Annotated in this window: 11 protein-coding genes and 2 pseudogenes; 8 read left to right on the plus strand and 5 right to left on the minus strand. The window is 62.3% G+C overall.

Annotated features, from left to right (window positions below; all coding sequences use genetic code 11):
* Window positions 1-111 precede the first annotated feature (111 nt).
* Window positions 112-324, minus strand: a complete 213-nt coding sequence (locus tag NKI67_RS33325) for a cold-shock protein (protein WP_023678332.1) — start codon at window positions 322-324, stop codon at window positions 112-114.
* Window positions 325-623: 299 nt separating this feature from the next.
* Here NKI67_RS33325 and NKI67_RS33330 point away from each other — a divergent pair, with 299 nt between their 5' ends.
* Entirely contained in the window at window positions 624-950 is a 327-nt protein-coding gene (locus NKI67_RS33330; RefSeq protein WP_352649072.1) for a hypothetical protein, read from the plus strand.
* 52 nt (window positions 951-1,002) lie between these two features.
* Here the strand turns inward: NKI67_RS33330 and NKI67_RS33335 are convergent, their stop codons facing one another.
* Window positions 1,003-1,572, minus strand: coding sequence for a methylated-DNA--[protein]-cysteine S-methyltransferase (locus NKI67_RS33335; protein WP_352649074.1), 570 nt, complete (start codon window positions 1,570-1,572; stop codon window positions 1,003-1,005).
* A gap of 162 nt (window positions 1,573-1,734) precedes the next feature.
* Here NKI67_RS33335 and NKI67_RS33340 point away from each other — a divergent pair, with 162 nt between their 5' ends.
* The 7 genes and pseudogenes from NKI67_RS33340 to NKI67_RS33370 all read left to right on the plus strand — a co-directional run bounded on the left by NKI67_RS33340 (window position 1,735) and on the right by NKI67_RS33370 (window position 6,222).
* The gene (locus NKI67_RS33340; protein ID WP_352649076.1) at window positions 1,735-2,556 is read left to right on the plus strand and encodes a transglycosylase SLT domain-containing protein; all 822 of its coding nucleotides are present in this window, start codon (window positions 1,735-1,737) and stop codon (window positions 2,554-2,556) included.
* A complete protein-coding gene (locus NKI67_RS33345; protein WP_352649078.1) occupies window positions 2,549-3,037 on the plus strand; it encodes a GNAT family N-acetyltransferase in 489 nt (162 codons plus the stop codon). Before NKI67_RS33340 ends, NKI67_RS33345 begins: the two co-directional genes overlap by 8 nt.
* A 162-nt stretch (window positions 3,038-3,199) precedes the next feature.
* The gene (locus NKI67_RS33350) at window positions 3,200-3,625 is read left to right on the plus strand and encodes a lysozyme inhibitor LprI family protein (RefSeq protein ID WP_352649079.1); all 426 of its coding nucleotides are present in this window, start codon (window positions 3,200-3,202) and stop codon (window positions 3,623-3,625) included.
* A gap of 298 nt (window positions 3,626-3,923) precedes the next feature.
* A pseudogene (locus NKI67_RS33355) lies at window positions 3,924-4,657 on the plus strand (DUF899 family protein).
* A gap of 119 nt (window positions 4,658-4,776) precedes the next feature.
* A pseudogene (locus tag NKI67_RS33360) lies at window positions 4,777-5,165 on the plus strand (DUF6152 family protein).
* On the plus strand, window positions 5,166-5,630 hold the full coding sequence (locus tag NKI67_RS33365) for a hypothetical protein (RefSeq protein WP_352649081.1): 465 nt from the start codon (window positions 5,166-5,168) through the stop codon (window positions 5,628-5,630).
* A 310-nt stretch (window positions 5,631-5,940) separates the two neighbouring features.
* Window positions 5,941-6,222, plus strand: coding sequence for a hypothetical protein (locus NKI67_RS33370; RefSeq protein ID WP_352649082.1), 282 nt, complete (start codon window positions 5,941-5,943; stop codon window positions 6,220-6,222).
* Here the strand turns inward: NKI67_RS33370 and NKI67_RS33375 are convergent.
* From NKI67_RS33375 to carB, 3 genes are all read right to left on the minus strand, one after another.
* Window positions 6,209-6,811 carry a hypothetical protein gene (locus NKI67_RS33375; RefSeq protein ID WP_352649084.1) on the minus strand — a complete coding sequence of 201 codons (603 nt, stop codon included), beginning with the start codon at window positions 6,809-6,811 and terminating at the stop codon, window positions 6,209-6,211. The two genes, NKI67_RS33370 and NKI67_RS33375, sit on opposite strands and share 14 nt — an antisense overlap.
* Window positions 6,812-7,126: 315 nt before the next feature.
* Entirely contained in the window at window positions 7,127-7,495 is a 369-nt protein-coding gene (locus tag NKI67_RS33380; RefSeq protein ID WP_352649086.1) for an HTH domain-containing protein, read from the minus strand.
* A 369-nt stretch (window positions 7,496-7,864) separates the two neighbouring features.
* Window positions 7,865-11,368, minus strand: a complete 3,504-nt coding sequence (carB, locus tag NKI67_RS33385) for a carbamoyl-phosphate synthase large subunit (protein WP_352649088.1) — start codon at window positions 11,366-11,368, stop codon at window positions 7,865-7,867.
* Between the last annotated feature and the right edge of the window lie 212 nt (window positions 11,369-11,580).

The raw sequence follows: 11,580 nt of genomic DNA on the forward strand, positions 1-11,580 counted from the left end.
TTTGTGGTTTGTCGGTGTCTTTCGCTCCGGCGTTCTTTTTGCGCGACCTCCTTTACATCCGTGTTTTGCCGCGCGCCCGGGGATTTCGCCCGGCGGGCGCCATTCGCAAAATCAGGCTGCCTTGCTCAGAGATCCAGCGGACGACTTGCCAGTGCGGCGGTCCTGCTCGATCTCGAAGTTGATCTTCTGGCCTTCAACCAGGGTCGACAGTCCAGCACGCTCGACTGCGGAGATGTGAACGAAAACGTCCGCGCCGCCGCTGTCAGGCTGAATGAAGCCGAAACCCTTGGTGGAATTAAACCACTTGACCGTACCTGTTGCCATTTCGATAGTCCTTTACGTTTGCTTTAGTTTGACTGGACCGAAACCCAGCCGGTTTGTATCGAGATTTTGGAGATAGAACGTCAGCAAACGCGAATATCGCGAGGCCCGGATCGATCGGCCGAAATATCAATGGACCGCATATAATATGCTTTCGCGCAAAAAACAAGACGGGGCGGAAATGGCGCCGCGGCAACGCCGCCCAACGGCCGCCCCAATCGCGTGAGAGCGTCGTCGCTGCGCGCCTGACGCGGGAGGATCGCGCCGGCTTCGGGCGCGACCGGGTTTTGGGGAGAGGGGCCATGAAAATCGTTCTGCTTGCCGCGTGCCTGACGCTGGTGGCCGCCGAGGCGCAGGCGGTCTCGCGCTACGACCCGACCCGTATGAGCTGCGGTAAGGTGCAGGCGACGATAGCGCGCGAGGGTGCGGTCATCCTGCGCTACAGATCGGCGCGCGTGCCGGGGCTGGCGCTCTACGACCGTTACGTGCGGAGCCAGCAATTCTGCGACATCGGCGAGGTCAGGGCGCGGGCCTCGGTGCCGAGCACCGACACGAATTCCTGCACCGTCTACAAATGCAAGCGGGTGGAGATCGACCGGCGTTTTCGCCGGCGCCTGCTTCCGGATTAGAGTGGGACGAAATGGTGCGCCGGGTGCCGGCCTCGCCTGAATATCAGCACCCCTAAAACCCGAACGACACCTGCGCCGGGGGCGGCGGGCCGACGCGTACGCCTTCCATGGCCAGCATCTTTTCCTTAGTGGCCGAGCCGCCAGGGGCGGAAAAGCCGCCGATCTTGCCGCCGGCGGCAAGGATGCGATGGCAAGGGATGACCAGCGGCACCGGGTTGGCGCCGAGTGCGGCACCGGTTTCGCGCGCCAGCCCGGCATGGCCGGCGCGTTTGGCCAGTTCGCCATAGGTGGTGGTTTCGCCGAAGGCGAGTTTTCGCGCCGCGTCATAGATCGCCAGGCGGAACTCGTCGACGCCGCTGAGATCGACCGGCACGTTGGAGAAATCGATATCCTCGCCGGCGGCGTAGGCCTTGATCGACGCGATCAGCTCGGCAACCCATTGCGGCTCGGGCTTCGCAGGCTGCTCGGCGGCGGCATGGCGTAGCAGCCGGCGCTCGACCGTGTCGCGATTGCGCTGCGGCAGGCAGAGCCGGGTCAGCCCGGCTTCGCTCCAGGCGATACCCATGAAGCCGAGCACGGTTTCGAAGACCGCGTGGCCGGCGGTGGCATGAGAGGCGTGCATGGCGTGCTCCTTTCCGGAATCCTGCGAAGTACAAATCCAGAACAATATCGCATTTCCCGGCCCGGCTCGCCACCCGAAAACCGCCGGCTACCGCGGATTGCCCGAGGAAAGATGCTGGTGTAAGGACTTCTTAACACCCGACGAACCGGACCCGAGCGCCGCTTGCCAGCAAAATTCCTCTTTCCCGTCCTTGCGGCGGTGTTGGCCGTGGCCGCTCTCAGCGGTTGCACCTCGACTTCGCCGGCGACCCCGGCGCCAGCCTTCACCGAAAATACGGCCAATACCGATGCCGGCTTTACGTTGGCGCTGCCCGATACAGTTTCGGTGCTGCCGGAGCCGTCCGGCATCGCCCAGACAGCGGCGCTGCCGATCGAGCCGGCCGCCGCCTTTGCCGGGCCGACGCCGCTGGCGGCAACTACCCCCGCCGTCATGACCGCCAATGCCCAGCCTGTTACCGCGACGGCCGCCGTCGCCATGCCGGTCACCGAACAGACCGCCGCCATGCCCGGCGTTCAGCCGGTCTCCTATACGGTGCCGCAGAACCCGGCCGCACTGGCCGCGATCGATCCCACAGAGGGGCAGTCGAACGCCGGCGGCCGCAGCGAGATCGAGCGGCTGATCGAGAAATATTCCGCGCTTTACCAGGTGCCGGTCGATCTGGTGCGCAGCGTCGTCAACCGCGAGAGCACCTTCAACCCGAAAGCCTATAATCACGGCCATTGGGGGCTGATGCAGATCAAGCACGCGACGGCGCGCGGCATGGGCTATGACGGGCCGGCAAGCGGCCTGTTCGACGCCGAGACCAATCTGAAATATGCGGTGAAATATCTGCGCGGCGCCTGGCTGGTCTCAGGCGGCAACCCCAAGCGCGCCGACCGGCTCTACCAGAGCGGCTATTATTACGACGCCAAGCGCAAGGGGATGCTGGGCGAAACCGGCCTCGGCAGCGATAGCCTGCGCCGCCGCATGCAGCCCGATGCCTGAGCCGCGCCCGCCGGCGCCAAACGACATCCGCCTGCGCAAGATCTTCGACGACACGCTTCTGGCGCCGCGCTGGCCCGAAGGTTTTTTCATGCGCGGCTTCGAAGCCGCCGATGCGCTTGCTCTGCATGCGCTTTTGACCGCGGTGTTCGACGACGGCGCCGATGGACCGTTCGACGAATGGTGGCCGCGCATTTCGGCCGACGCGGAATTCGATCCCGCTTTGTGTTTCCTGGTCATCGACGACAAGGGCCGGCTGGCGGGCGCGGCGCTCTGCTGGACGAGGGCTTTCGTCAAGGACCTTGCCGTCCATCCCGAGGCGCGCGGCAACGGCATTGCCGAGGCACTGATGCGGCACGCGTTTGCGGTGTTTCAGGCAAGGGGCGCGGCGCATGTCGATCTCAAGACCAATACGGTGGAGAACGCCGCCGCCGTCCGGCTCTATCAGCGGCTGGGGATGGTCGAGGTGGATTGGGCGGGGTGAAGGCGCGGTCGGCAAGCCGACGAACGCCCGGAGCCATGGTGGAGGGCAGGGACCGAGCGCAGGATCCGGAAGGGAAATGTCCACCAGGCGGCAGGTCGCGTCTTGCCGGTCCGGGCGTCAATGTTGCAATTCGCGCGGGAGCTTTGACGAAACCGGAGAAACATGATGCGGCTTTTGCTTTCCAGAACCGGCCTCGCCACCTTGATCCTCGCCGTTCCGCTGTTCGCGGGCGTGGCGCGGGCCGACGATTGCGCCAATGCGCAGGACCAGGGGACCTTGAATGAATGTGCAGGGAATGCGTTCGACAAGGCCGACGACAAACTCAATAGCGCCTACAAGCAGATCGAGGGGCGGCTGAAGGACGATGCGGCGACGAAAAAGCTGCTGGTCGATGCGCAGCGCCACTGGGTCGCTTTCCGCGACGCCGAATGCGCTTTCCAGGGCGGCCCGCGCGAGGGCGCCGGCAGCATGTATCCGATGGTCGTCTACGATTGCCAACGGGCGCTCACCAATGATCGGGTGAAGGATTTCGAGAACTATCTCAATTGCCCGGAAGGCGAGGTCAGCTGCCCGGTGCCGGCGCAGTAGCGTCTGCCGATTGGCAATCGCATATGGGGTCCCCCTCATCCGGCCGCTTCGCGGCCACCTTCTCCCCGCCGGGGAGAAGAGGCTGGCATCAACGCCGACGACCTCCTCTCCCCTCGGGGAGAGGTCGGATTGCCCCGAATTGCCCTTCGCAATTCGGTTGGCAATCCGGGTGAGGGGGACTTCTGCCGCCCGCCGCAAAAAATGTCGGAACCGCCCTTCGCCATGCGTCCTTGAGAGGCAAGGCGCGTTGCCGGAACCTTGGCGCGCGTGGTCAAAATCCTAAGAGATGGAGATGACGATGATCAGCTTTCCCAACGAATCCGCTGAATACCGCACCGCCCGCGACACCCTTTTGCAGAAGGAAATCGAGCTGCGCCGCGCCATGGAGGATGTAGCCGTCGCCCGCCGCGCGTTGCCCAAGGGCGGGCTGGTGCCGCAGGATTATGTGTTCGACGGGCTTGGCGCCGACGGCAAGCCGGCCAAGGTCAAGCGGAGCTGTTTGCGCCCGGCAAAGACACGCTGCTCATCTATAACATGATGTTTCCGCGCCATCCGAATGAGACACGCGACGTCGCGACCAGCGGCGGCACGGCGAAGCTTGCGCGGCAGGATCAGCCGTGCCCGTCCTGCACGGCGCTGCTCGATCAGTTCGACGGCGCCATCGGCCATCTCGAAGCCGCCGGATTCAATTTCGCCGTGGTCGGCAAGATGGCGCTGGAAAATCTGCTGACGCTCGGCCGCGACCGTGGCTGGACAAACATGCGGCTGGTCTCCTCGGCCGGCAACAATTTCAAGCGCGATTATCACGCCGAGGACGAAGCCGGCGCTCAACTCCCCGTCCTGTCGGTGTTCCACCGCGATGCCGACGGTATCAGGCATTTCTGGAGCTCCGAGCTGGGTTTCACGCTGCCGGAACCCGGCCAGGACCCGCGCGCCATCGGTACCTGCGAGATCTTGTGGAACCTGATGGATTTCGCGCCGGAGGGCCGGCCGGACTGGGACGAGCAGCTGCAGTATGATTGCTGCCACTGACCTTGGCATTCCCTGTCGGCGTATCGGGAAATCCTGCCGGTGCCGGGCTCTTGTCCCGATGTGATTTGACGCTGCGGCGCGCTGACCTACCCTCTAGTGCCGGAACGAGGAGACGAGCGATGCAGTCGCCTTTCAACAAGATGCGAAGCATCACGCTGGCAGCGGCGGTGATCCTTGCCGCCGCCACCGCGGCGTATGCCCATCACGGCTGGTCGTGGACGCAGGACGGGTTCTTCGAGCTCAAGGGCAAGATAATGGCCATCTATATCGGCAATCCGCAGCCACGCTGGATGTCGACGCGGAGGGCGAGGCCTGGCGAGTGGAGATGGCGCCGCCGTCCCGCACGATCGCCGCCGGCTTCACCGAGGAGGTCGCCAAGGTCGGCGACGAGGTGACCGCGATCGGCCATCGCTCGCGCGACGAGAGCGAAAAACGCATGAAGGCAGTCCGCGTCATCGTCGGCGGCAAGACCTATGACGTCTATCCCGACCGCGTGCCGCCGGCTTGAATGGACGGGTTTTTCGCCGGCATCGAGCAACTCGCCTTCGCGCGGGGACTGAAGGCCTCCTTCGTCGCCTACCCCATCGTCAATGCGCTCCACATCCTGTCGATCGGCGCTCTGCTGACCACCATCTGGCTCATGGACCTCAGGATCCTGGGCGCCTTCCGCTCGCTGCCGCAGGCGCCGTTCGTGGCGCTGCTGCGCCGCACCGCATTGGCCGCGTTCGGCGGTGCGCTAGTTACTGGGTCGCTGCTCTTTTCAGTAAGGGCGAGCGAATATGCGGCAATGCCGATCTTCCTCGCCAAGATGACACTCATCCTGCTTGCTGGAGCCAATTTTCTTGTTTTCATGCGCGGCGCACGCGGCGGTGACCAGTCGGCCGGCGGGGCCGCGACCATGCTGGCGGTGCTTTCACTGGTTCTGTGGACGTCCGTGTTGTTTGCAGGGCGGTTTATTGGGTTTCTCAGCTAAGGGCTAAGGCGAGTATTGGCACTGGCGTTCCTTGAGGCGCGAGATGGGTGCGCAGCGAACGCAGCGGTGTCAGCGTGATCCCCGCCGGCGCGCAGCTTCGTGCCGGCGCTTCATTGCCGATGGAGTTCGATATTGAGATCGAGTGTGTCGCGGTGGCGTGAGGGGGGAGCGTCGCCTCCCACTCTGCTGAAGCTAAGCGAGTTTGAAACACCCTTTGCTCTTCGATCCTGCTAGCGAATTGTTCCTTGACGCAAGTACTTGTGTCCAGCCGACATAGGAGGCATTCTCGGCTAAACGCGGGAGGGAATAGATGGCAAAGAAACCGGGCAGAATTGGGGAAGCAGATATTGGGCCAGACGTAATCGCGATCATCGATGCTGAACCGCATCGTGAAATTACCACTACCAAACTGATAGCAGAATTACGAAATAGAATACCGCTTAGCGCTGAGGATGAAGAACAACTAAATGGTCGAAACGACGATCGCTTTTCTCAGATAGTCCGCAACATAAAATCTCACAAGGACAGTCCCGGTAATCTAATCTATGATGGACATCTTATTGCCATTAAGGATGGTTTCAGGCGACCTTAGAGAATTTTTGCTTATAACCAGGCTGGAACCATTTCAGTTCTGTGATACCAGGCGCGCGTTTGTCCCAAACGAACCAAGCATAAGCGGTCGTGCCGGAGCCCGCTTGCACGGCGCCGGCCGGGTAAAATGTAATCCGCTCGCTGAACACCCATACCCTTGATGGCGGGCATTCCGCGAAGATTGTATTCGCGCGGTTCGCACCCTCCAGAAAGGCCAGCCTGAGGAGCAACGCGAACTTGTTCCGCGCAAGCCTTACTCCGGAGCGGACGAAGCTCTCGGCGCTGTTATAGGGCGGATTGGTCACGATATTATCTGCAGGGGTCGTCGCAGTGTTGAAGTCAACGCCTGCTTTGCCGAAGCCTCGGTTGAACAGATCGGAACTGCGAACCGGGTTGCCGCGGCTTTCTAAGACCCGAGACATTGCCCCGTCGCCGCAAGCGCATTCCCATATCTCACCAACGAATTTCTCGTTTTCCATAAGAGCATGCGTGGCCCATCTCGGCGTAGGGAAATAGTCTGGGCCGTTCAGGTCGGCGAAACGCTTCATGGTGGGCTTGAAGCCACCATTCAAATTATAAGTTGCGTCCATATAATTGCTCCTGAACGGAAGAAATGTTAATAGAATCATATGGTTAATAAACCGTAAAAGCCGAGGGTGAGTCAATTTGACTCACCCTCGGTTCTGGACGCGCCACAGCTATAGCTGAGTAGGATTTTCGGGGTAGGCGAGTAGCGTTGACCATATGGTGTGCATCAATTAGTGTGGTGATGCGAGGTTTGGAACGCGCATCACCACTGCCGGGCTCCCCGGCTGCTGGCTATGAATGATCAAATCACGCATAGTCAGGATTTGTTTATGGCGGCTGCATGTGAGGCCTCCTTCGCGTACGTGGAAAGCCGATCGCTAGGACTGCGATCTTTCACGATCGGCGTGTTCTGGGGCATCTTCGGATGCCCCATTCTCGTTCAAGCTAGGATCAGACGCCAATATCCAGCGGCCATCTTCTTCTCTGTAGAGGATTCCATCGCCCTTTAGTCGTGATAGTTGTGGGCTTAGGCTAGATCTGGCGAAAGTTGTGCCAAGCTTGTTGTTGATGATTTCCAGCAGTTCGTTTGTAGTCAGCCCACCTGTTGCTTCTCTGAGGACTTGGACAGCGGCTTCCTTCATAGTGGGAGGCGCCTGTCTTTCTGCCACTTCCTCAGAAGTCGCAAGATTTACATTTGCTGCTGTCGCAGCCCTTTCGATTTGATCAATCTCCTCCTCGATGGACACTAGCCGACGTCGCGTTTCCGCGAGCGCTCTGATCAGCTCTCTGTGCCTTCGAGCGAGGAGTTCATGTAGCGAAGCCATGATCAGATCTTATGGCAAGTCTGATGTAGTTGCAAGATAAAAGTGGACTCGAGTCATGGTTAACGAGTCCTTGCGGCTTTTTGCCTCGAAAGGGGTTGGCATAGCCTTTGCTACGCGCAGGCTGTTTCACCCAACAAGGTCGGGCGAGTCATGGTTAACGAGTCCTGAATGAGGGTCAGCAAGATGCGTCAGAACGACGCACTCTATTTGAAGAGCTAAGCGTTGGCGGGACAGCGCCCCCCTCTGGCCTGCCGGCCATCTCCCCCACAAGAAGGGAGATTGGCCAATCGCCTACGCAAAATACTCCTGCAGCGGCCTGACTTCCAAACTCCCCGCCCTTAGCGCGGCAATCGCCTCCGCCACCGCAGCCGCACCCGACAGCGTCGTGTAATACGGCACTTTTTGCATCAGCGTCGCCCGGCGCAGCGATTTTGAGTCCGATACCGCCTTCTGGCCGTCCGTGGTGTTGAAGACGATCTGCACCTGGCGGTTGCGGATGGCGTCCTCGATGTGGGGGCGGCCTTCCAGCACCTTGTTTATTTTCTCGGCGACGACACCGTTCTCGGCGAGGAAGCGGGCGGTGCCGGAGGTGGCCAGCACTTTAAAGCCTTGGCCGGCGAGGCGCTTGACCGCCGGCAGGATGCCCTTCTTGTCCTCGTCGCGCACCGAGACGAACAGCGTGCCGGCGCGGGGGAGATCAACACCCGCGCCGAGTTGGCTCTTGGCGAAGGCCAGCGCGAAGTCGCGGTCGAGGCCCATGACCTCACCGGTCGAGCGCATTTCCGGGCCGAGCAAAATGTCGACGCCGGGGAAGCGGGCGAACGGGAATACCGCTTCCTTGACGGCGATGTGGCCGGGATTGCGCGGGTCGGGCATGGCGCCGTAATGGGCGAAGGCGTCTTCCAGGCTTTCGCCGGCCATGATGCGGGCAGCAATCTTCGCGATAGGCCGCCCGATGGTCTTGGCGACGAAAGGCACGGTGCGCGACGCGCGCGGGTTGACCTCCAGCACATAGACGGTGCCGTCCTTGATCGCGTACTGCACGTTCATCAGCCCGCCGACATTGAGCGCGCGGGCCAGCGCCGCCGTCTGGCGCTCCAGCTCATCGACGAGTTCCGAGGGCAGCGAGTGCACCGGCAGCGAGCAGGCACTGTCGCCGGAATGGATGCCGGCCTCCTCGATGTGCTCCAATATGCCGGAGACGTAGGTCGACCTGCCGTCGCAGAGGCAATCGACATCGACCTCGATGGCGCCCGAGAGATAGGTGTCGAACAGAAGCGGGTTCTTGCCGAGCAGCGTGTTGATCTGGCCGGTCTTGTCGTTGGGGTATTTCTGCTTGATGTCCTCCGGCACCAGGCCGGGCACGGTGTCGAGCAGATAGGATTGCAGCATGCTCTCGTCGTGGATGATCTGCATGGCGCGGCCGCCGAGCACATAGGACGGGCGCACGACCAGCGGGAAGCCGAGCTCGCCGGCGACGAGGCGGGCCTGCTCGACCGAATAGGCGATGCCGTTCTTCGGCTGGCTGAGGCCGAGCTTGTGCAAGAGCTTCTGGAAGCGGTCGCGGTCTTCGGCGAGATCGATCATGTCGGGCGAGGTGCCGAGGATCGGGATGCCGGCCTTTTCCAGCGCATCCGCCAGCTTTAGCGGCGTCTGGCCGCCGAACTGGACGATGACGCCGACCAGCTCGCCGGCCGCCTGTTCGGCGCGCAATATCTCCAGCACGTCCTCCGGCGTCAGCGGCTCGAAATAGAGCCGGTCGGAGGTGTCGTAATCGGTCGAGACGGTCTCCGGGTTGCAGTTGATCATGATCGCCTCGAAGCCGGCGTCGCGCAGCGCAAAGGCGGCATGGCAGCAGCAATAGTCGAACTCGATGCCCTGGCCGATGCGGTTGGGGCCGCCGCCGAGGATGACGACCTTTTTGCGCGATGAGACCTGCGCCTCGTTCGCGAGCGCGCCGGCAAAGGGGACCTCATAGGTCGAATACATGTAGGCGGTGGGCGAAGCAAACTCGGCGGCGCAGGTGTCGATGCGCTTGTAGACGGGATGAACGTCGAGCTTGTCGCGAATCTTCTGGATCTCTTCGACGTCCTTCCTGACCAGGGATGCGAGGCGGGCGTCGGAAAAACCCATCGCCTTCAACATGCGCAGATTGGCGGCGTCCTCGGGGATGCCGTGCTCGCGGATGCGATCCTCCATGGCGAGGATGCCGGCGATCTGCTCGAGGAACCACGGATCGATCTTGCACATGGCGTGCACGTCTTCCAGCGAGGTGCCCATGCGGATCGCCTGCGCCACCATGCGCAGCCGGTCCGGCGTCGGCGTGCCCAAGGCGGCGCGGATGGCGTTGCGGTCATCGACATGGCTGGCCGGCGCGTTCCCGTGGCCGATGCCGGGGATCTCGATTTCGTCCAGCCCGGTCAGGCCGGTTTCCAGCCCGCGTAGCGCCTTCTGCAGCGATTCCTGGAAAGTGCGGCCGATGGCCATGACCTCGCCGACCGACTTCATCGAGGTGGTCAGCACCGGCTCGGCGCCGGGGAATTTCTCGAAGGCAAAGCGCGGGATCTTGGTCACGACATAGTCGATGCTCGGCTCGAACGAGGCCGGCGTTGCTCCGCCGGTGATGTCGTTCTCGAGCTCGTCCAGCGTGTAGCCGACGGCGAGCTTGGCGGCGATCTTGGCGATCGGAAAACCGGTCGCCTTGGAGGCGAGCGCGGAGCTGCGCGAGACGCGCGGGTTCATCTCGATCACCACCAGACGGCCGTCGGCCGGGTTGACGGCGAACTGGACGTTGGAGCCGCCGGTCTCGACGCCGATCTCGCGCAGCACCGCGATCGAGGCGTTGCGCATCATCTGGTATTCCTTGTCGGTCAGCGTGAGCGCTGGGGCGACGGTGATCGAATCGCCGGTATGCACGCCCATCGGGTCGATGTTCTCGATCGAGCAGATGATGATGCAATTGTCGGCCTTGTCGCGGACAACCTCCATCTCATACTCCTTCCAGCCGAGCACGCTCTCCTCGATCAGCACTTCGGTGGTCGGCGAGGCGTCGAGGCCGGACTGGACGATCTCGAAGAATTCGGCGCGGTTGTAGGCGATGCCGCCGCCTGTGCCGCCCATGGTGAAGGAGGGGCGGATAATTGCGGGCAGGCCGACATGGTCGAGCGCTTGTGCTGCAATCGCCATGGCATGGCTGATATAGCGCTGCTTGCGGTCGCCCTCACCGAGGTTCCAGCGCGTTTCCAGAGCATCGAGCGCGGCGTCGAGATTTTCGGGCTTTTCCGCCTTCAGCGCGGTGCGTTCGGCCTCGTGCGTCTTGCGGTCGGCATTCTTGACGTCGGTGGCGTTGGCCAGCATCGACTTCGGCGTTTCCAGGCCGATCTTGTTCATCGCCTCGCGAAACAGCGCGCGGTCCTCAGCCTTGTCGATTGCGGTGGCGTCGGCGCCGATCATCTCGACCTGATAGCGGTCGAGCACGCCCATGCGGCGCAGCGACAAAGCGGTGTTGAGCGCGGTCTGGCCGCCCATGGTCGGCAGCAGCGCGTCCGGCCGCTCCTTGGCGATGATCTTGGCCACCACTTCGGGCGTGATCGGCTCGATGTACGTGGCGTCGGCCAGTTCCGGATCGGTCATGATGGTGGCCGGATTGGAATTGACCAGGATAACGCGAAAACCCTCTTCCTTCAGCGCCTTGCAGGCCTGGGTGCCGGAATAGTCGAATTCGCAGGCCTGGCCGATGACGATGGGGCCGGCCCCGATGATCAGGATCGACTTGATGTCGGTGCGTCTTGGCATGTCGAGGGTCCGTTCGGCGGGCGGCTTGCACAAAAAGCCGGACGGGATGACCCGGCCGGTTGTGCGCGCGATTCTGGTATCAGGCTAGGAGGGCCTTATAGGGAAGAGTTTTGCCGGATGTAACCCCCTAAAATGCGGGTAGGGCAGTAGGGCAGTAGGGCCGAAGGGCTTTAGCGGAGATGACATACAGGTCTCACGCTCGGCCGGAGCTT

Origin of the sequence: Mesorhizobium sp. M0408 (assembly GCF_040321495.1) — a bacterium.
In the GTDB taxonomy this organism is placed as follows: domain Bacteria; phylum Pseudomonadota; class Alphaproteobacteria; order Rhizobiales; family Rhizobiaceae; genus Mesorhizobium.

Excerpts from the sequence above, each read along its gene's own strand:
- NKI67_RS33325 (WP_023678332.1), bottom strand. The coding sequence starts at position 324 with ATGGCAACAGGTACGGTCAAGTGGTTTAATTCCACCAAGGGTTTCGGC.
- NKI67_RS33330 (WP_352649072.1), top strand. The coding sequence starts at position 624 with ATGAAAATCGTTCTGCTTGCCGCGTGCCTGACGCTGGTGGCCGCCGAG.
- NKI67_RS33335 (WP_352649074.1), bottom strand. The coding sequence starts at position 1,572 with ATGCACGCCTCTCATGCCACCGCCGGCCACGCGGTCTTCGAAACCGTG.
- NKI67_RS33345 (WP_352649078.1), top strand. The coding sequence starts at position 2,549 with ATGCCTGAGCCGCGCCCGCCGGCGCCAAACGACATCCGCCTGCGCAAG.
- NKI67_RS33350 (WP_352649079.1), top strand. The coding sequence starts at position 3,200 with ATGATGCGGCTTTTGCTTTCCAGAACCGGCCTCGCCACCTTGATCCTC.
- NKI67_RS33365 (WP_352649081.1), top strand. The coding sequence starts at position 5,166 with ATGGACGGGTTTTTCGCCGGCATCGAGCAACTCGCCTTCGCGCGGGGA.
- NKI67_RS33370 (WP_352649082.1), top strand. The coding sequence starts at position 5,941 with ATGGCAAAGAAACCGGGCAGAATTGGGGAAGCAGATATTGGGCCAGAC.
- NKI67_RS33375 (WP_352649084.1), bottom strand. The coding sequence starts at position 6,811 with ATGGACGCAACTTATAATTTGAATGGTGGCTTCAAGCCCACCATGAAG.
- carB (WP_352649088.1), bottom strand. The coding sequence starts at position 11,368 with ATGCCAAGACGCACCGACATCAAGTCGATCCTGATCATCGGGGCCGGC.